Below are 19,436 nucleotides of genomic sequence, written 5' to 3'. Positions count from 1 at the left end.
ACCGTGTTGGTATCGAAATGATCGCGGCGGGTCTATGTTGTTGACACACGCTCACCGCGGAGCGCACCTTCCGTGCATCCGCCGTTAACGACTAAGGAAGGTCTCCGTGAATCTGGGAACTATTTTTCTTTCTGAAACGGTGGGCACAGCGATGCTCATCCTGCTCGGTACGGGCGTGGTGGCGAACGTCGCCCTCACCAAGACCAAGGGCTTCAACGGCGGCACGTTGATGGTGACTTTCGGCTGGGCCTTCGCGGTCTTCGCCGGTGTCACCGTCTCGTACAAGTCGGGCGCCCATCTCAACCCCGCGGTGAGCCTCGCGCAGTTGATCCTCGGGAACATCACCTTCGTCCAGTTCCTCATCTACATCCTGGCGCAGATGGTCGGAGCCATCATCGGAGCCGTCCTCTGTTTCCTCGCCTACAAGGATCACTTCAACGAAGAACCGGAACCGGCCGCCAAGCTCGGCGTCTTCTCGACGGGGCCCGCGATCCGCAACTACGCCTGGAACTTCGTCACCGAGGTCATCGGCACCTTCGTCCTGGTCTTCTCGATCATCGCCTTCACGAACGGCAAGACCCCGTCCGAGCTCGGCGCCCTGCCTGTCGCCCTGATCGTCCTCGTCATCGGCGTCTCGCTCGGTGGCCCGACCGGGTACGCGATCAACCCTGCTCGTGACCTCGGGCCGCGCATCGCGCACGCCTTCCTTCCCATCAAGGGCAAGGGTCCGAGCGACTGGTCGTACGCGTGGGTGCCGGTCGTCGGTCCGCTCGTCGGCGGCGCGATCGCGGCTCTGCTGTCGTTCCCGCTCCTGCCGATCGTGCACTGACCCGAGTCACAGGTGGCTCCACGAGAGTGGAGCCACCCCGGCCCGCTGCCCTCCGGCGGCCGGGCCGACCGCATCACCAACGCAGTTTCCATCAACGATGAAGGAGCACCACCCGTGAGCGACGACTACATCCTCGCCATCGATCAGGGCACGACGTCCAGCCGCGCGATCGTCTTCGACCACTCCGGGTCGATCGTGTCGACCGGCCAGCTCGAGCACGAACAGATCTTCCCCCGCGCCGGCTGGGTCGAACACAACCCGAAAGAGATCTGGGAGAACACCCGAGAGGTCATCGGCCAGGCCCTCAGCAGAGCGAACATCACCCGCCACAACATCAAGGCCGTGGGCATCACCAACCAGCGCGAGACCGCCGTCGTGTGGGACAAGAACACCGGTGAACCGGTGTACAACGCCATCGTCTGGCAGGACACCCGCACGCAGGAGATCGTCGACCGGTTCGCCAAGGACGGCGGCGTCGAGCGCTTCAAAGACATCGTCGGGCTCCCCCTCAGCACCTACTTCGCCGGCACCAAGATCGTCTGGATCCTGGAGAACGTCGAGGGTGCCCGCGAGAAGGCGGAGGCCGGCGATCTGATCTTCGGCACCACCGACACCTGGGTGCTGTGGAACCTCACCGGCGGGGTGAACGGCGGCATCCACGTCACCGACGTCACCAACGCCTCCCGCACCCTGTTCCTCGACCTGGAGACCCTCGAGTGGCGCCAGGACATCCTCGACGTGTTCGGCGTCCCCGCCTCGATGCTGCCGGAGGTGAAGTCGTCGTCCGAGATCTACGGCTACGCCTCCGACTCGTCGCTGCTGCGCGAGGTGCCGATCGCCGGCATCCTCGGCGACCAGCAGGCCGCGACCTTCGGCCAGGCCGCGTTCGACAAGGGCGAGTCTAAGAACACCTACGGCACCGGCAACTTCCTGATCTTCAACACCGGAACCGAGAAGGTGAAGAGCGAGAACGGGCTGCTGACCACCATCGGCTACAAGCTCGGCGACGGTCCGATCCACTACGCGCTCGAGGGCTCCATCGCTGTCACGGGCTCCCTGATCCAGTGGTTGCGCGACAACCTCGGGCTCATCAACTCCGCCCCCGAGGTGGAGGCGCTCGCCACCACCGTCGACGACAACGGCGGCGTGTACTTCGTGCCGGCGTTCTCCGGTCTCTTCGCACCCTACTGGCGCTCCGACGCCCGGGGTGCTCTCGTGGGCCTGACCCGCTACGTGAACAAGGGCCACATCGCCCGAGCAGCCCTCGAGGCGACCGCGTTCCAGACGCGCGAGGTGCTCGACGCCGTGAACGCCGACTCGGGCGTCGACCTGACCGAGCTGAAGGTCGACGGAGGCATGACCGCCAACGACGCCCTGATGCAGTTCCAGGCCGACATCCTCAACGTCCCCGTCGTCCGTCCGGTCGTCGCCGAGACGACCGCCCTCGGGGCCGCGTACGCCGCCGGCCTGGCCGTCGGGTTCTGGGAGAACCTCGACGACCTCCGCGCCAACTGGCAGCAGTCCAAGCGCTGGGAGCCGAACCTGGACGCCGCCGAGCGCGACCGTCAGCTGCGCCTGTGGAAAAAAGCCGTCACCAAGACGTTCGACTGGGTCGACGAAGACGTGCAGTAGTCGCGTCCCGGCACGTCCAAGGGCCCGGCAGGATCGCTCCTACCGGGCCCTTCGTCGTCGTCACCGCCGAGTCGCGGCAACCCAGTCGTCGAGTTTCGCGGACGCCAGGCCGGCGTCGATGGTCTCGGCCGCCACCGCCAACTGCTCGCGGAACCGCGTGACGATGGGGCGGTCGCGCTGCGTGGGATCCTGCGCGAGACGGAACGAGACCAAACCCGCAGCCGCATTGAGCAGCACGATGTCGCGGACGGGGCCGATCTCTCCTGCCAGGACCCTGCGCGCCACGTCGGCGTTGTGCTCGGCGTCCTCGCCGAGGAGGACGTCGATCGACACGCGCGGGAGCCCCAGCTCGGTCGGATCGAGATCGTGCTCGGTCACCGAGCCGCCGGAGACCTCCCAGACGTGGCTGTGACCGGTGGTCGTCAGCTCGTCGAGGCCGTCGTCACCGCGGAAGACCAGGGCGGTGGCGCCGCGCGTCTGGAACACGCCGACGATGAGCCCGACTTTGTCGAGCGTCGCGACACCGACGGCGCTCGCTTCGGGGCGAGCCGGGTTGGTCAGCGGCCCGAGGAAGTTGAAGACGGTCGGGACGCCGATCTCGGAGCGCGTCGCCGCCGCGTGTCTGAAGCCGGGGTGGAAGGCCGCGGCGTACGCGAACGTGATCCCGACTTCGCGCAGCACCTCGGCGACGCGCGCAGGATCCCGTGTGAGGTCGACTCCCAGCGCGTCGAGCACGTCCGAAGAACCCGACGCGGAGCTCGCGGCCCGGTTGCCGTGCTTGATCACCGGCACGCCGGCCGCGGCCACGACGATGGACGCCATGGTCGAGATGTTCACGGTGCCGAACCGATCGCCGCCCGTTCCCACGATGTCCACCCCCATCGAGTCGACGGTGAGTGGGAGCGCGTGGGCCAGGATCGCATCCCGGAAGCCGACGATCTCATCGACGGTCTCGCCTTTGGCCCGCAGCGCGATGAGGAACGCGGCCAGCTGAGCGGGGCTCGCCTCGCCCACCATCACGCGCTCCATGGCCCACGTCGCATCGGCGATGGAGAGGTCGTCCCCGTCGAGGAGCGAGTCGATGATTCGGGGCCAGGTGAGCGCGTCGGTCATGGTTCCCAGCCTACTAAGCGCCTTCTCTCAGATAGCTCGATGTCGAGACTGGCAGGCTGTCCTAGCGAATCACGCGTCGCTTTTTCGGCCATAATGGCTTTTGTGACAAGTACCCCTCTCTCGAGAACCACAGGTGCTCCGGTCGTGAACCGGCCGAGTACCGCTGCCGTCGGCACCATCGTCTGGCTCGGAAGCGAGGTGATGTTCTTCGCAGGTCTGTTCGCGATCTACTTCACCTTGCGAAGCACCTCGCCCGAACTCTGGGCGTCGCAGAGCGCCAAGCTCGACGTGCCGTTCGCGGCTTTCAACACCATCACCCTGGTGCTGTCGAGTGTCACGTGCCAGTTCGGCGTCTTCGCTGCCGAGCGACTGCAGGGCAAGCGCACCGGCAAGCTCTTCCAGGTGAGTAAATGGGGTCTCGTCGAGTGGTTCTTCCTCACCTACTCCATGGGTGCCACGTTCGTTGCTCTGCAGACGTACGAGTACACCAACCTGATCTCCGAGCACGTGACGCTGCAGTCCAGTGCCTACGGGTCCGCGTTCTATCTCACGACCGGCTTCCACGCCGCGCACGTGACCGGCGGCCTCATCTGCTTCCTGTTCATCATCGGCCGCGCCTATGCGGCCAAGAACTTCGGGCACAGAGAGGCCACGAGCGCCATCGTGATCTCGTACTACTGGCACTTCGTCGACGTGGTGTGGATCGGCCTCTTCCTGGTCATCTACATCCTCAAATAGGCATTGGATCGCACTCACCGCATGATTTCTCACAAAACAGCTTCTTCGAGTGGACGCTCGGCCAAGAAGTCGAAGCGCTCGGGCCGTCGCTCTCCGCTCGCCACCGTCTCGCTCATCGTCGTGGGGCTGCTGACCACGGGTGGCGCCTACGCCCTGTTCACCTCGACCGCCACGGCCGACACCAACACGGCCAGCTCCACCTCGCAGTCCCAGGTCAACGAGGGTAAGAAGCTCTTCGCCGCCAACTGCGCCACCTGTCACGGTATGGCCGCCTCCGGCTCCAGCGCCGGCCCGAGCCTCATCGGCGTCGGCTCTGCCGCCGTCGACTTCCAGGTCGGCACCGGGCGCATGCCTCTCGCGGCCGACGGGCCTCAGGCAGAACAGAAGCCGGTCCAGTTCACCAACTCGCAGACCCAGGCCATGGCCGCCTACATCGCCTCGCTGGGCACCGGCCCGTCCGAGCCCGCGTCGAAGTACCTCAAAGCCGACGGCAACGCGGCGAAGGGCGCCGAGCTCTTCCGCATCAACTGTGCCATGTGCCACAACGTCGCCGGCGCCGGTGGAGCACTCACCGAGGGCAAGTTCGCCCCCTCCCTCAAGGGCGTGTCGTCCAAGCACATCTACGAGGCCATGCTCACCGGCCCGCAGAACATGCCGGTCTTCAACGACCTCAACATCAAGCCGCAAGAAAAAGCGGACATCATCACGTACCTCAAGTACCTCGAGAAGAACCCGTCCCCGGGCGGATTCCAGCTGGGCGACCTCGGTCCGGTGTCCGAAGGCCTCTTCATCTGGATCTTCGGCCTCGGCGCGATCGTCGCGGTCACCGTCTGGTTGACGGCCCGCTCGAACTAGCCCCCTCTCTTCTCGCGAGTCCTGTGACGAGCGAGTCCTGTACTCACCGAAAGGCAGCACCATGGCAGATCACGACGACGAGGCCCCGGCAACGGGCTCGGCTGTCGAGAAGAGTGAGCCGCAAAAGATCTCCGCAGGAACAGCGGTCATCCCCACGGACCCCTTCGAGAACCCGGGCGAGCCGCCGCACCGGCTGCGAATCACCGACAAAGACCCCGCCGAGGAGAAAAAGGCCGCGCGCCAGGTCTCGACTCTGTTCTTCCTGTCGATCATCTTCAGCTGCCTCGCGGTGGCGGCCTACATCGCCTTCCCGATCAAGGAAGGCGACACCGGCTCGATCCGACTGAACAACCTGTTCCTCGGCCTCGGCATCGCGCTCGGTCTGCTGTCGATCGGCATCGGTGCGGTGCACTGGTCAAAGACGCTCATGCCGGCTCAAGAGATCACCGAGATGCGCCACCTGACCAAGGGCAGCGACGCGACTCGCGCCAAAGCCGCCGAGGTTTTCGAGCTCGGCAACAAGGAGTCCGGTTTCGGCCGCCGCAGCCTGATCCGCAACAGCCTCATCGGCGCCATGGTCGCGTTCGTGCTTCCCGGCGTCGTGATCTTCAGGGATCTCGGCCCGAAGGTCGACCCGAACGTCGTGCTCAGGCATACACTCTGGAAAAAGGGTATGCACCTGACCATCGACCCCACCGGCACCCGCATCAAGGCGTCGGACGTCACTCTGGGCTCGGCTTTCCACGTGATTCCGGAATCCCTGCTCAAGTCGGATGACCTCCTGGAAGAGAAAGCCAAGGCCGCCGTTCTCCTCATGCGGTTGAACCCCGACGACCTGCACGAACCCAAGGGTCGCGAGAACTGGCAGTACAACGGAATCGTTGCCTATTCGAAGATCTGCACGCACGTGGGATGCCCCGTGGCACTCTACGAACAGCAGACCCACCACCTGCTCTGCCCCTGTCACCAGTCGACATTCGACGTCACCGAGAACTGCAAGGTCATCTTCGGTCCGGCCTCACGGCCGCTCCCCCAGTTGCCCATCACGGTCGACGCCGACGGCTACCTCGTCGCGCAGAGCGATTTCCACGAACCCGTGGGCCCGAGTTTCTGGGAGCGTGACCGTTGAGCACTGCAACTGAACCGCATGTGACTTCGTACGCCGAGCAAGGCAACCAACCGCTTCGTCCCGCCAAGGGATCGAAGTTCATGGGGGCCGCTGCCAACTACATCGACGAGCGCACCAGCATCTCCGGCCTGGTCAAAGAGGTCGGCCGCAAGATCTTCCCCGACCACTGGTCGTTCATGCTCGGTGAGGTCGCCCTCTACAGCTTCGTCGTGATCCTGCTCTCGGGCACCTTCCTCACGTTCTTCTTCCAGCCGTCGATGGCCGAGGTCACCTACCAGGGGTCGTACGTCCCCCTCAAGGGAATCGACATGTCGGCCGCCATGCAGTCGACGCTGAACATCTCGTTCGACATTCGCGGCGGTCTGCTCTTCCGGCAGATCCACCACTGGGCGGCTCTGCTGTTCATCGCCGCCATCGGCCTGCACATGCTGCGCATCTACTTCACGGGTGCGTTCCGTAAGCCGCGCGAGCTCAACTGGTTCATCGGCTTCGTGCTGTTCATCCTGGCTCTCGCCGAGGGCTTCACCGGCTACTCGCTGCCCGACGACCTGCTCTCCGGTAACGGCCTTCGAATCATCGACGGCATGGTGAAGGGCATCCCCGTCATCGGCGTCTGGATCTCGTACCTGCTGTTCGGTGGCGAGTTCCCCGGCACGGCGATCGTCAGCCGCCTGTACTCGCTGCACATCATGCTGTTGCCCGCGCTGCTCATCGCCATGCTGGGCGCCCACCTTCTGCTTCTCGTGATCAACAAGCACACGCAGTGGGCCGGCCCGGGCAAGACCAACGACAACGTCGTGGGCGTGCCCGTCATGCCCGTGTTCGCTGCGAAGGCCGGTGGATTCTTCTTCATCGTCTTCGGTGTGATCGTCCTGATCGCGTCGCTGTTCACGATCAACCCGATCTGGAACTACGGTCCGTACGACCCCTCGCCGGTCTCGGCGGGTACCCAACCAGACTGGTACATCGGGTTCGCAGACGGTGCCCTCCGACTCGCGCCACCCCACTGGGAAGTCGTCTGGGGCGGCTACACCGTCTCGTTCAACATCCTGGTGCCGATCGTGGTGCTTGTCGGACTTCTCGGCACGGTCGCGTTCTACCCCTTCATCGAAGGCTGGATCACGGGCGACAAGCGCGAGCACCACATCCTCGACCGCCCGCGCAACGCTCCGACCCGCACCGCTGTCGGCGCGGCTCTGATGACGCTGTACGCGGCTCTCTGGGGCGCTGCCTCCTCCGACCTCATGGCGACGCACTTCAAGCTGTCGATCGACCAGGTCATCCATGTGATGCAGTTCCTCACCGTGATCGGCCCGTTCATCGCCTTCTGGATCACGAAGCGCGTCTGCCTCGGCCTTCAGAAGAAAGACCGCGAGATCGCTCTTCACGGGCACGAGTCGGGCCGCATCGTCCGCTTGCCCGGTGGCGAGTACATCGAGGTCCACACCCCGCTCACCGAGTACGAGCGCTGGACGCTGGTCAGTTTCAACGAGTACGAGCCGCTGATGGTTCGCCCGAACGAGCGCGGGGTCGTCACTCCCCTCGAGCGCATTCGTGCCTCCATCTCCGGGTTCTTCTTCGAAGACCGCATCTCGCCCGTGACCAAGGCCGAGATCGAGGCGTCGCATCACGAGTCGCACGGAGCCATCGAAGAGGGCTCAGGCGGCCACTAGGCACCGCTCCTCCCCCAGGGCCCGCTCGCACCGCACGGTGTGGGCGGGCTCTGTGCGTTGCGCGCATGCGGGTCCTGCGACCGCGTATCCGCCAACGCCAGCGATCCGGATGAGGGCAGTCACAGCCCCGACTCGGCCGTGTTCGTCGAAGGACGGCTATCCGCGGTTGCGACTCGTCGCCCTCGCCAAGGCTTCAGCGAACGGTTTGCCGTCGTCGACATGGCCCGTGAAGGTTCTCCTGGTTCCGTCGATCACAAGAGTCGACTGCAGCCACGTGGGCTGTCCACTCTGCTTGTCCAGGAGGACCTTTCGAGAGACGAGCTCGACCGAGCGCAGAGGCGATGTCACCGACACAGCTCTCGGCCGAGTCGACATCCCCAGCGGAGCGAGACGGCGGGTCGTAAGCGCCAGGCGCTACCGTGCCTTTGCGCGTCAGACTGCTATCTATCTTTTCCATAGGTAAGGGGTCGTGGTTGACACGGCAACGAATCCAGATCGTTCGAGAATCGGGCGAGAGTATTCGGTCGAATCGCTATGGATCAGCGTTTTTCCTGCGGCGATGGCCGAGCGCGCACGCGCGGCAGTCAGGGCTCGGTAGATTCCTTGGCCACGCCATTCGCCTCGGGTCGCGCCTCCCCAAATCCCGGCAAAATCTGAATCCCGAACCGGTTCGAGACGGCCTGCGGTCACAATCTCGTCCCCTGCCTCGGCAATCCATAGCTCCATCCCGTCAGCCAACGAAAGCCGCCGAAGTAAGGCGTCGGCCATCTCCTGAGAGACGGGATCACCAAACACCTCGTCTTGCATGGCGCTCATGGCACGCACATCTGACTCCGCGGTTACCTGCCGCAGAGTTACCTGCTTCGGGAGGGGAACATCGACAGCGAGGCGCTTAGCTTCGCCGATCATTATCGACTCAGGTTCCTCCGGAATGAAGCCGTGTTCCAGCAAAGCTTCATGCAGGCCCGGCGCGAAATCATGACCCCGAGACTTCCACTCAACCCGGTCAATACTTTCGTCCGAGCGAAAATAGTCCAAAGCTTCGGAAACAAGCCCCCGAATCACTACTGCGTCGACGTCGCCGAGATGCTGGTAAGTAATGAAGCCGCGACCGCCCGCGAAGGTCACTAAGCGAAGGAGCCCTTGCCGGGTGACCTGAATAGCGCTGGGGGTCTCCGCATCAGTCCGAAGTTGCTCGTCATACTTCGCTAAAAATCGGGCATACACATCTGTTTCGTCGTTGACCATTGGACCATTCTGCCGCCCACGCAATTCGTTCTCGCCCCGGCAAAGGAATCATCCGACGGAGTCTCTGACACGAGCTGTCGGTGACGCTTGAAAACTGAGCAGTTGTGACGGTCGAAAAGTGAGCACTTGAATCCACGATTGGATGGGTGATCACTTTGGAAGATTGGGCGTTGATTCGTCGGCTTCCCGAAGATCGTCATCGCACAGCAGCTCGGGACCCCTTCCGGCGGCGGTCGTGAAGGCACTGACGGCGTTGACGGCGTTGACGGCGTTGAGCCAGCCAAGCGGTGGTATTCTTCGAGAGCTGGGCCACCCCAGCGGTCGGTGTGGTGACCGTCGATGAGAGCGATCGAAGCGCTGCGGGAGAGACCGAGTCCTTCGGCGTGAGCGGCACCGGATTCGCCCTTGCCCGCGCCGGGCGCAGGCCGATGCCCGAGCCGTTCACCGGCATTGGCCACACCACTCCCCCGCCGGCAGACACGAAAGCGGGGCACCACCCGAAGGTGATGCCCCGCAGAGCCAGAGCCGCTGACGCCTAGTGGCGGTAGACGCCGCGGTAGTTCTCGTACACCCAACCGACCAGGGCGACTGCGGTGATCGCAGCCCCGAAGAAGATCATCCAGATGCCCACGGCCAGGGCCAGGAAGCACAGGGTGCAACCAGCGGCCAGGACGAACGGCCACCAGCTGTAGGGGTTGAAGAAACCGACCTCGGGGTCGCCGTCGTCGATCTCGGCGTCGAGGCGGTCTTCAGGGAGCTCGCCGGTCTGCGCGTAGTGCGACCGGTTCATGTAGAAGCCCAGGAAGACAGCCAGGATGCCGGCCAGACCGATACCGAGGGTTCCGGTCCATTCGACTGCGTGGAACTCGGAGGAGAGGAGGCTCCACACCGTGTAGGCGGCGTCTGCGACGAAGAAGAAGACGGCCAGAACCCAGAAGATGTTCGATTGCGCTCTCATGGACGGACTACTTCACTCTCTCTTGCGCCGCGTCATAGGTGGGCGTATCGGGTGCGTCTTTCAACGGGCCGATGCCGACGGGCAGACCAGCCTCCGGGTGGTTCAGGTCGAACGCGGGCGACTCCGAACGGATACGAGGGATCGACGTGAAGTTGTGGCGAGGCGGCGGGCAGGACGTCGCCCACTCGAGCGAGCGGCCGTAACCCCAGGGGTCGTTCACCTGCACCTTGGGCGCCAGGCGAGCCGTGATGTACACGTTGTAAATGAACGGCAGCATCGACACTCCGAGCAGCATGGCGCCGGTGGTCGACAGCTGATTCATCCAGGTGAAGCCGTCTTCCGGTTGGTAGGTCGCGTACCGACGAGGCATGCCCAGGACGCCGAGCCAGTGCTGAATGAGGAACGTGGTGTGGAAGCCGATGAACAGCAGCCAGAAGTGGACCTTGCCGAGACGCTCGTTGAGCATCTTGCCCGTCCATTTCGGCCACCAGAAGTAGAAGCCGGAGAACATGGCGAAGACGACGGTGCCGAAGACGACGTAGTGGAAGTGCGCCACGACGAAGTACGAGTCGGACACGTGGAAGTCGAGGGGCGGCGACGCGAGGATGACACCGGTGAGACCACCGAAGGTGAAGGTGATCAGGAAGCCGATCGCCCAGAGCATCGGAGTCTCGAAGGTGATCGAGCCTCGCCACATCGTGCCCACCCAGTTGAAGATCTTCACGCCCGTGGGGACCGCGATGAGCATGGTCATCAGCGAGAAGAACGGCAGCAGGACCGAACCGGTGACGTACATGTGGTGGGCCCACACGGTCACGGACAGGGCGGCGATGGCGATGGTCGCGTAGATCAGCGTCTTGTAACCGAAGATCGGCTTGCGGCTGAAGACCGGGAAGACTTCGGAGACGATACCGAAGAACGGCAACGCGATGATGTACACCTCTGGGTGCCCGAAGAACCAGAAAAGATGCTGCCACAGGATCGCTCCCCCGTTGGCGGGATTGAACACGTTGGCATCGAACACTCGGTCGAAGCCGAGACCGAAGAGCGCCGCAGCCAGAACCGGGAACGCCATGATGACCAGGATCGACGTCACCAGGGTGTTCCAGGTGAAGATCGGCATGCGGAACATCGTCATGCCGGGGGCGCGCATCGTGATGATCGTGGTGATGAAGTTGACGCCACCGAGAATGGTCGAGAATCCCGTCAGCGCGAGGCCGAAGACCCAAAGATTACCGCCCAACCCGGGTGTGAACGTCGTATCCGAGAGCGGCGCGTAGGCGAACCAGCCGAAGGACGCGGCACCCTGCGGGGTGAGGAAGCCGGCGATGACGACGAGGGCTCCGAAAAAGTACAGCCAGAACGCGAAACCGTTGAGGCGAGGAAGGCCACGTCGGGGGCACCGATCTGCAGCGGCATGATCGCGTTGGCGAATCCGGAGAACAGAGGCGTCGCGAACAGGAGCAACATGATCGTGCCGTGCATGGTGAACAGCTGGTTGTACTGCTCTTTCGTGGCCACGACCGACAGGCCGGGCTCGAACAGCTGCGCGCGGATGACGAGCGCCATGACGCCGGCCACCAGGAAGTAGATGAACGAGGTGATCAGGTACATGTACCCGAGCACCTTGTGGTCGGTGGAGGTGACCCACCGGACGACGGTGTTGCCCTTGCGGCCGACACGGGTCGTGTTGAAGTTCTGACCGGACGACTGGCCGCCGGTGGCAGGACGGGTTGCAGTGGCTGAGCTCATCGAATGCTGCCTGCCTTACTTACTCGAGGTGCTGTCGGCGCCTGCGGCAACCGGAGCCTTGTTGTTGGGCTGGTTGGTGTTGGTGTTGTACTGGTCGCCCAGGTCACCCACGTTGCCCTCCTGGCGGAGCTTGTCGAGGTACGCCTGGTAGGCGTCCGGCGACACGACCTTCACGTTGAAGAGCATGAGCGAGTGGTACTCACCGCAGAGCTCGGCGCACTTGCCGGTGAAGGTGCCCTCCTTGAGAGGAGTGAAGTACTCGTAGTTCGTCTTGCCGGGGATCATGTCTTTCTTGTAGAGGAAGTCGACCACCCAGAAGGAGTGAATGACGTCGCGCGACTTGAGGATGATCTTGACCGACTTGCCCTTGGGCAGGTAGAGCACCGGGAGCTTGGACTCGTCGACGTTGCCGTTGCCGAGCTCTTGCGCCTGGATGCCCTGGTAGTACACGCTGTTCTTCTTGTCAGCGGTGTCCATGTAGTTGAAGTCCCAGGCCCAGCGCTTGCCGTAGACCGTGATGGTCGTGTCGGGGTGCGCGGTCGGCTTCTCGATGTCGGCCTGGTCGCGCGCCGTGAAGAAGAAGAAGCCGAGGACGAGGAAGAGCGGGACGATCGTGTAGAAGATCTCGATCGGCATGTTGTAGCGCAGCTGCACGGGAAGGCCGGTCTGGCTCTTGCGGCGGCGGTAGACGACGACGGCCCAGATGATGAGCGCCCACGTGATGATTCCGACGCCGAGGAGAACGATCCAGGAGGTGACCCAGAGGCCGATGACGCTGTTCACGTGGTTCGTGGTGCCCGGCTCGGTGGGAAGCCACCCCTGGAGCTGCTGCTGAGTACACCCAGCGAGGGCGAGAACCAGGACTGCTGCCACGGGAATGGCGGCGAGTCGGAGACGACGTTTTGAGCGCACTGTTACCTCTCGGATGACTCAACTGTGGGGCTTGTTGTCTTTCTCATGAGCGCTCATCGCTTCTCAGTAAGAAAGGGAACATGCTTAGCCTACTCGCAGCTAGAGGGTGCATTCGTCTCCCCGACGCGCGGTTCGCTCGACGTGGAGACGAAAATCGGGACGGAAACACGAAAGGGAACCATCCGCCTGGATGGTTCCCCTTCGCTGACTGGAAGCGGCCTCGACGAAGGCCGAAAGCGCCGTCGCCGATTCGACTCAGTGGAAGCTGTCGCCGCAGGCGCAGCTGCCCTGGGCGTTCGGGTTGTCGATCGTGAAGCCCTGCTTCTCGATGGTGTCTTCGAAGTCGATCGAAGCGCCGTCGAGGTACGGGACGCTCATCTTGTCGACGACGACCTCGACACCGTCGAAGTCGCGAAGCGCGTCGTTCTCGAGGAGTCGCTCGTCGAAGTAGAGCTGGTAGATGAGGCCCGAGCAGCCACCGGGCTGGACGGCGACACGTAGGCGGAGGTCGTCGCGACCCTCCTGCGTGAGGAGGCTCTTGACCTTGCCCGCTGCCGTGGCGGAGAGACCGACGCCGTGCGTCGGGTAGTCGACCTTCTCGGCCGGTGCGGTTGCAATGTCTGTCATTGGTGCCTCCTTCGTGCTGAGGAATGATCGCGAGCCGAATGGCGCAGGATCACGCGGTGTCTCAAGTGTAAGCAGGTCAGGATCGCGAGTCGAGCCTTGCCAGCAGAAGCGCTTCGCTCAGGATCGACCGGTGGAAGACGCCGAGGTGCTGCGACTCGTTCGGGCTGTGAGCGCGGGTGTCGGGGTCCTCGACTCCGGTGACCAGGATCTGCGCCTCCGGAAAGACCTCGGCGAGGTCGGCGATGAACGGGATGGAGCCGCCGGCACCCACCTGCTGCGCGGGGGCGCCCCAGCCTTCCTCGAGAGCCTGGAGCCCCTCTGCCACACCCCAGCCGGAGGTGTCGACGAGGAACGCGTTGCCGCGATCGACGTCGGTGATCGAGACGTGAGCGCCGAACGGAGCGTGTTCGTGCAGGTGCTTCTCGAGGGCCTCGAAGGCGTCGGCGGCGGTCTGGCCGGGCGCGACGCGGGCGCTGATCTTGACGGAGATCTCGGGGCTCAACGTGTTGGAGGCGTTCAGGACCGTCGGCGCGTCGATTCCCGTGACGGTGATCGAGGGCTTCGACCACAGGCGGCTCAGGATGTGCCCGGTGCCGATCGGCGAGACGCCGTCGAGCAGGCCGGTCTCGTCGCGGAGTTGCGCCTCGGCGTACTCGGGGTAGTCGCCCGTGTCGCGACCGGTCAGGCCGGCGACCGCCACCGATCCTGCGTCGTCGTGCAGGGTGCCGAGGAGTCTGATCATGGCGAGCATCCCGTCGGGAACCGCTCCCCGTTCATGCCCGAGTGCGACGCGTGCGACAGCGTCCGCACCGTGAGCTTGAAGGTCACGTTCCCGCGAAGACCGACGGTGAGGCCTGGAACGGTCGTCGACGGGTTGTCCGCGTCCGCCACGACGATGAGATCGGCGGCGAGCTCCTCCCGATGCTGGGCGAGGAAGTTCGTGAAGGAGCGCGAACCGAACTCCTCCTCCCCTCGATGAAGACGACGACACCGACCTGCAGGTCGTCCCCGAGCACGTCCTGGACGGCGCGGAGAGCTGCGACGTGAGTCATGACGCCCGCCTTGTCGTCGGAGGCGCCGCGGCCGTAGAGCCGGTCGCCGCGGACCGTCGGCTCGAACGGCGCGGTCTCCCAGAGTTCGGCGTGGCCCTGCGGCTGCACGTCGTGGTGCGCGTAGAGCAGCACGGTGGGACGGCCGTTTCGCGCCTTCCGCACGGCGAGCACCGCCGGGTGGCCGAGGACGTCGCCCTCGATCGGAGCCCGGCTCGTCGTCACGCTGTCGAACAGACCCGTGCTCTCGACGAGGGCCCTGACGGCATCGGAGCTCCGGACGACCTCGGCAGGATCGAAGGAATCCCACGACACGGACGGGATCCGCACCAGCGACGAGAGATCGGCGATCGACGACGGGAGGGCCCCCTGGACGCTCTCCCGGATTCTTCCTGCGAGTTCCGGGTCGGTCGCGGTCACAGGGTAGGAGGACTCAGTCATGACAGGTAATCTTAGGTACTTCGACGATACGCAAGGATCATCCGTGGCCAAGGCACCCATCATCTCCCCCGACAACTCGACCGAGGGCAGCGCAGCCCCGCAGTCAGGTAAGGGCCGTCCCACCCCCACGCGCAAAGAGCGCGAAGCCGCCAATCTCCGGCCGCTGGTCGCCAAGGGCAAAGAGGCCCAGAAGGCGCAGCGCGACCGTGTCGCCGAACAACGCAACCGCGCCCGCGTCGGCCTGGCCAACGGCGAGGAGAAATTCCTCCCGAGCCGAGACAAGGGTCCCCAGCGCAAGTTCGTCCGTGACTACGTCGACGCCCGCTACAGCGTCGGCGAGGCGATGATTCCGATCATGGTGATCGTCATCATCCTCAGCATCATCCCGAACGCCTCGTCGATCACGCTCGTGATCCTGTGGGTCTACTTCCTGGTGGCCATCATCGACTGCCTGCTCGTCGGCCAGCGCATCCGCGGCAAGCTCGGCGCCAAATACGGCGCCGACAAGGTCGAGTCGGGTCTCCGCTGGTACGCCGCGATGCGCGCGCTCCAGCTCAAGCCGATGCGCCTCCCGAAGCCGCAGGTGAAGCGGGGGCAGTTCCCGGCGTGACCCTGCTCTCTCAGGAGACGTGTGGTCGCAGCTTCGCGGCCTCCGGTTAGGAGCAGGATCCGGTGCTCGTCAGCGGCGTGTCGTTCCGCCACCCCGGAGGCTCCGACAGAAGTCTGCGAAGTCGCAGCTTCGCGGCTTCCCACGACAGCAGGACGCCCCACCCGTCGGCAGCGTGCCGGTGGCAGTTGCTCTGCTTCCGCAGAGAACGGGCGCTACTTCTTTCGCAGGGCGAGCAGGCCACGGTTGATCTGCCTGGCCCACAGCGGACCGAGGTAGAGGAAGCCCGTGTAGCCCTGCACCAGCGTTGCTCCGGCCCGGAGACGCTCGTGGACGTCGGCGGCCGTGAAGACACCGCCGACCGAGATCACACAGAGCTCGTCCGGAACGACACTGCGGATGATCGTGAGCACTTCGAGAGAGCGCGCGGCGACCGGTGCACCGGAGACTCCGCCCGCACCCGCGGCTTCGACGGTGCCGGGTGACGAGACGAGGCCGTCGCGCGAGATGGTCGTGTTCGTCGCGATGATGCCGGAGAGCCCGAGGTCGATGACCAGCTGCGACACGTCGCGGACAGCGTCGTCGTCGAGGTCGGGGGCGATCTTCACCAGGACGGGCGTCTTGCCGGCCGCGTCTCGAACGGCCGTGAGGAGCGGCAGCAGCTTGTCGATCTCTTGGAGCCCACGAAGGCCCGGAGTGTTGGGCGACGAGACGTTCACGGCCAGATAGTCGGCCAGCGGTGCGAGCAGACGAGTCGAGACGAGATAGTCGTCGACGGCGTCGTCGACCTCGACCACACGGCTTTTGCCGATGTTGACACCGATGACCGGCCGGTGCCGCTGATGACGCGCGCGCCCGACCTCTCCGGCCGCTTTGACCGCACCGCCGTTGTTGAAGCCCATGCGGTTGACCACGGCGCGGTCGGCGACGAGGCGGAACAGGCGGGGGCGGTCGTTGCCGGGCTGAGCCTTGGCCGTGATCGTGCCGACTTCGACGTGGCCGAAGCCGAGCACGCCGAGGCCGGCGATGCCGCGCGCGTCTTTGTCGAACCCCGCTGCGACGCCGAACGGCGACGGGAACGTCAGGCCGAGCGTCTGGACGCGGAGCGAACGGTGCGGCCGGGTCAGGCGCCGAACCGCTGTGCGGACACCGACGATCTTGGGCACCGCGCGGATGAATCGAAAAGCGAAGTGGTGGGCGTTCTCCGGGTCCATCCGGACGAAGAGCGTCTTGAAGACGAAGGCGTAGAGGCCGGTGCGGGAGGGGTCGGTCGGGGAGGTCACCGGTCGGCCGCCGCGGAACCCGTGGTCGTCTGTTTGTTCGCGTGATCCTGTCTGAGGGTCTTGATCGACTCCTCGAAGTCGTCGAGCGATTCGAACGCCTGGTAGACGCTCGCGAACCTCAGGTAGGCCACCTCGTCGAGGTCGCGAAGAGGGGGCAGGATCGCGAGCCCCACCTCATTCGCATCGATCTGCGACGCGCCGCTGGCCCGGACCGCCTCTTCGACCTTCTGCGCGAGCTGTGCGAGGTCGCCGTCGGTGACGGGACGGCCCTGGCACGCCTTGCGGACCCCCGAGATGATCTTCTCGCGGCTGAACGGTTCGAGCACGCCGTTGCGCTTGATCACGGCGAGACTCGCCGTCTCGGTGGTCGAGAAACGGCGGCCGCAGTTGGGGCACTGCCGGCGCCTGCGGATCGAGGTGCCGTCGTCGCTGGTGCGGGAGTCGACGACTCGAGAGTCGGGATGACGGCAGAAGGGGCAGAACATGGTGGCCTCAGGATATCGTGCCGGGCTTCGGCGTCGGTGGTGGCTGCGGGCGGGACAGATCGATGTCGCTAGGGCCGCTCGAAGCGCGCTGCGACCGCTTCGCCGTGCGCGGGCAGCAGTTCTGCGCGAGACAGGGCGACGAGGCGTTCGGCCACGTCGGCCAGCGGTTCGGCCGCGTAGCGGACGATCTGCTGCGGTCGGAGGAACGTGTACGCACCCAGCCCGGAGGAGAACCGAGCCTGGCCTCCCGTCGGCAGGACGTGGTTGGAGCCGGCGAGGTAGTCACCGAGACTGACCGGCGTGTGCGGACCCACGAAGATCGCACCGGCGTTCTCGATCAGGGCGAGGACGGCATCGTCGTCGCGGGTCTGGATCTCGAGGTGCTCTGGCCCATAGGCGTTACTGAAGGCCGCGGCGGCCGCGAGGTCGTCGACCAGCACGATGGCGGACTGCGGCCCGGCGAGGGAGACGGCGACGCGCTCGGCGCTTGCGGTGAGCGGGGCGAGCCGGGCGATCTCGGCAGCGACGGCCGAGCCGAGAGCTGCCGAATCGGTCACCAGGAGGGCGGCGGCCTGTTCGTCGTGTTCGGCCTGGCTGATCAGGTCGACGGCGACGAGTGTCGCGTCGGCCTCGGCGTCGGCGATGACCAGGATCTCGGTCGCGCCCGCTTCGGCGTCGATGCCGACGCTGCCGCGGACGAGGCGCTTGGCGGCCGCGACGAAGTTGTTGCCCGGACCCGAGATGACCTGGACGGGTTCGAGACCCAGGTCGGCGACCCCGTAGGCGAGCGCGCCGATCGCGCCTGCGCCGCCGATCGCGTACACCTCGTCGATGCCCAAGAGGCCGGCGGCCCCCAGGATCGTGGGGTGGACCGATCCGCCGAAGGCCGCCTGAGCGGGAGACGCGAGGGCGATGGACGACACCCCCGCCACCTGTGCCGGCACGACGTTCATGACCACACTCGACGGATAGACCGCCTTGCCGCCCGGAACGTAGACGCCGGCGCGCGCGACGGGCTGCCAACGCTGCACGACGGTGGCACCCGGTGCCGGGTGCGTCGTCTGCGGAGCCGGAACCTGGGCGGCACTCGAGGCGGTGACCCGCGCGATCGACTCGACGAGTGCCGCTCGCACGAGCGGCTCGAGTGCGTCGGCGGCGGCGGCGATGTCGGCGGCGGGAACACGGAGGGCCGCGGGCCGGACACGGTCGAAGCGCTCGGCCTGCTCGAACAACGCGCTCGACCCGCCGGCGCGAACGGCCTCGATGAGCGCCGCTGCAGCCTCGGTCGCGACGGACACGTCGACGGTGGCGCGGGGAATGAGCGCGAGGAGCTCGCGACGACTGGGCGTCTGCCCGCGGAGATCGGTGGTCTGGATCATGGCCGTCCAAGCCTATCGGGCACGCCGGAATTGGCCGCCGCGTGTCGGTGGCTGGGGATAACTTCGCGTCATGTCGAATCGCGAGGTCGAGTGCCGCGGGGCGGGCTCCGCCGGAGCCTGCTCGGGCCCGGTGACCACCGGTGCGCCGGTACCTCTCTGCGACCGCCACCTGGCCGTGGCCCACGACTGGGTCGACGAGGCCCACGGGGTCGTCGACCTCGCGGACGAGCCGTGCCCGGCCTGCGGCTCGTTCCTCGCCGTGCGGTACCCGTCGGGTCGTGCCTGCGGCACCTGCGAGTGGCGGTTCGGCGACGTGATCGATTCCGAGCTGCCGGCGCCTCGCGTCGACGTCGTCTACTACCTGCGCTTCGACGGAAGGATCAAGATCGGCACGAGTTCCAATCCGCGGCAGCGTCTCTCGCGGCTGTGGCACGACGAACTCCTCGCCTTCGAGCGCGGCGACCGGCGGGTCGAGCACGCCCGCCACGTGCAGTTCGCCGCCTGCCGGCTGGCGAGCACCGAGTGGTTCGACCGCTCCCCCGAACTCGAGGCACACGTCGCCGAACTGTCCGCCGGCCAGCCCGACCCGTGGCAGGCCTACGCGCGCTGGATGAGCGCTGCTCTGGCTCTGCGCGTCTGAGCTGCGGCGGCGGGTTTTTGAAGGCCGCGGGCGGCCCCCTGCGTCACCCGCCGTGCAGCTCACGAGACCAGACCCCACACGACCTC

General features: G+C 65.5%; 16 protein-coding genes and 2 pseudogenes. 8 read left to right on the top strand and 10 right to left on the bottom strand.

Annotated elements, in window-relative coordinates; translation table 11 throughout:
• Positions 1-151 precede the first annotated feature (151 nt).
• Positions 152-829, top strand: coding sequence for an MIP/aquaporin family protein (locus QUE79_RS13040; protein WP_434010998.1), 678 nt, complete (start codon positions 152-154; stop codon positions 827-829).
• A 114-nt stretch (positions 830-943) separates the two neighbouring features.
• Positions 944-2,461 carry a glycerol kinase GlpK gene (glpK, locus tag QUE79_RS13035; protein ID WP_286343486.1) on the top strand — a complete coding sequence of 506 codons (1,518 nt, stop codon included), beginning with the start codon at positions 944-946 and terminating at the stop codon, positions 2,459-2,461.
• 60 nt (positions 2,462-2,521) lie between these two features.
• Here glpK and trpD read toward each other — a convergent pair whose 3' ends face one another.
• A complete protein-coding gene (trpD, locus tag QUE79_RS13030) occupies positions 2,522-3,574 on the bottom strand; it encodes an anthranilate phosphoribosyltransferase (RefSeq protein ID WP_286343485.1) in 1,053 nt (350 codons plus the stop codon).
• A 93-nt stretch (positions 3,575-3,667) separates the two neighbouring features.
• On the opposite strand from trpD, the gene ctaE reads away from it, so the two are divergent.
• From ctaE to qcrB, 4 genes are all read left to right on the top strand, one after another.
• On the top strand, positions 3,668-4,312 hold the full coding sequence (ctaE, locus tag QUE79_RS13025) for an aa3-type cytochrome oxidase subunit III (RefSeq protein ID WP_286343484.1): 645 nt from the start codon (positions 3,668-3,670) through the stop codon (positions 4,310-4,312).
• A 21-nt stretch (positions 4,313-4,333) separates the two neighbouring features.
• Complete coding sequence (gene qcrC, locus QUE79_RS13020; RefSeq protein ID WP_286343483.1) at positions 4,334-5,167, top strand: cytochrome bc1 complex diheme cytochrome c subunit; 834 nt, start codon at positions 4,334-4,336, stop codon at positions 5,165-5,167.
• A 61-nt stretch (positions 5,168-5,228) separates the two neighbouring features.
• Complete coding sequence (qcrA, locus tag QUE79_RS13015) at positions 5,229-6,296, top strand: cytochrome bc1 complex Rieske iron-sulfur subunit (protein WP_286343482.1); 1,068 nt, start codon at positions 5,229-5,231, stop codon at positions 6,294-6,296.
• 80 nt (positions 6,297-6,376) lie between these two features.
• On the top strand, positions 6,377-7,969 hold the full coding sequence (gene qcrB, locus QUE79_RS13010; protein ID WP_286343481.1) for a cytochrome bc1 complex cytochrome b subunit: 1,593 nt from the start codon (positions 6,377-6,379) through the stop codon (positions 7,967-7,969).
• Between the two features lie 444 nt (positions 7,970-8,413).
• Here the strand turns inward: qcrB and QUE79_RS13005 are convergent, their stop codons facing one another.
• From QUE79_RS13005 to QUE79_RS12980, 6 genes and pseudogenes are all read right to left on the bottom strand, one after another.
• On the bottom strand, positions 8,414-9,217 hold the full coding sequence (locus tag QUE79_RS13005; RefSeq protein WP_286343480.1) for a GNAT family N-acetyltransferase: 804 nt from the start codon (positions 9,215-9,217) through the stop codon (positions 8,414-8,416).
• A 535-nt stretch (positions 9,218-9,752) separates the two neighbouring features.
• On the bottom strand, positions 9,753-10,175 hold the full coding sequence (locus tag QUE79_RS13000; RefSeq protein WP_286343479.1) for a cytochrome c oxidase subunit 4: 423 nt from the start codon (positions 10,173-10,175) through the stop codon (positions 9,753-9,755).
• 7 nt (positions 10,176-10,182) lie between these two features.
• Positions 10,183-11,927, bottom strand: a pseudogene (gene ctaD, locus QUE79_RS12995) (aa3-type cytochrome oxidase subunit I).
• Between the two features lie 15 nt (positions 11,928-11,942).
• The gene (ctaC, locus tag QUE79_RS12990) at positions 11,943-12,839 is read right to left on the bottom strand and encodes an aa3-type cytochrome oxidase subunit II (RefSeq protein WP_434010997.1); all 897 of its coding nucleotides are present in this window, start codon (positions 12,837-12,839) and stop codon (positions 11,943-11,945) included.
• A 255-nt stretch (positions 12,840-13,094) separates the two neighbouring features.
• On the bottom strand, positions 13,095-13,466 hold the full coding sequence (locus QUE79_RS12985; protein ID WP_286343477.1) for a HesB/IscA family protein: 372 nt from the start codon (positions 13,464-13,466) through the stop codon (positions 13,095-13,097).
• Positions 13,467-13,542: 76 nt separating this feature from the next.
• Positions 13,543-14,956, bottom strand: a pseudogene (locus QUE79_RS12980) (dipeptidase).
• Between the two features lie 43 nt (positions 14,957-14,999).
• Here QUE79_RS12980 and QUE79_RS12975 point away from each other — a divergent pair.
• Complete coding sequence (locus QUE79_RS12975; RefSeq protein ID WP_286343476.1) at positions 15,000-15,566, top strand: DUF3043 domain-containing protein; 567 nt, start codon at positions 15,000-15,002, stop codon at positions 15,564-15,566.
• A gap of 212 nt (positions 15,567-15,778) precedes the next feature.
• Here the strand turns inward: QUE79_RS12975 and QUE79_RS12970 are convergent, their stop codons facing one another.
• From QUE79_RS12970 to hisD, 3 genes are all read right to left on the bottom strand, one after another.
• Complete coding sequence (locus QUE79_RS12970; RefSeq protein ID WP_286343475.1) at positions 15,779-16,846, bottom strand: quinone-dependent dihydroorotate dehydrogenase; 1,068 nt, start codon at positions 16,844-16,846, stop codon at positions 15,779-15,781.
• Positions 16,843-17,331, bottom strand: coding sequence for a transcriptional regulator NrdR (gene nrdR, locus QUE79_RS12965; RefSeq protein WP_286343474.1), 489 nt, complete (start codon positions 17,329-17,331; stop codon positions 16,843-16,845). Before nrdR ends, QUE79_RS12970 begins: the two co-directional genes overlap by 4 nt.
• A 68-nt stretch (positions 17,332-17,399) precedes the next feature.
• Positions 17,400-18,710, bottom strand: a complete 1,311-nt coding sequence (hisD, locus tag QUE79_RS12960) for a histidinol dehydrogenase (RefSeq protein WP_286343473.1) — start codon at positions 18,708-18,710, stop codon at positions 17,400-17,402.
• A 70-nt stretch (positions 18,711-18,780) separates the two neighbouring features.
• Here hisD and QUE79_RS12955 point away from each other — a divergent pair, with 70 nt between their 5' ends.
• Positions 18,781-19,350: a GIY-YIG nuclease family protein gene (locus tag QUE79_RS12955; RefSeq protein WP_286343472.1), complete on the top strand. Its 570-nt coding sequence runs from the start codon at positions 18,781-18,783 to the stop codon at positions 19,348-19,350.
• Positions 19,351-19,436: the final 86 nt, after the last annotated feature.

Origin of the sequence: Frondihabitans sucicola (genome assembly GCF_030296615.1) — a bacterium.
Taxonomy (GTDB): Bacteria; Actinomycetota; Actinomycetes; order Actinomycetales; family Microbacteriaceae; genus Frondihabitans; species Frondihabitans sucicola.
This window is presented reverse-complemented; position numbering and strand designations above follow the sequence as displayed.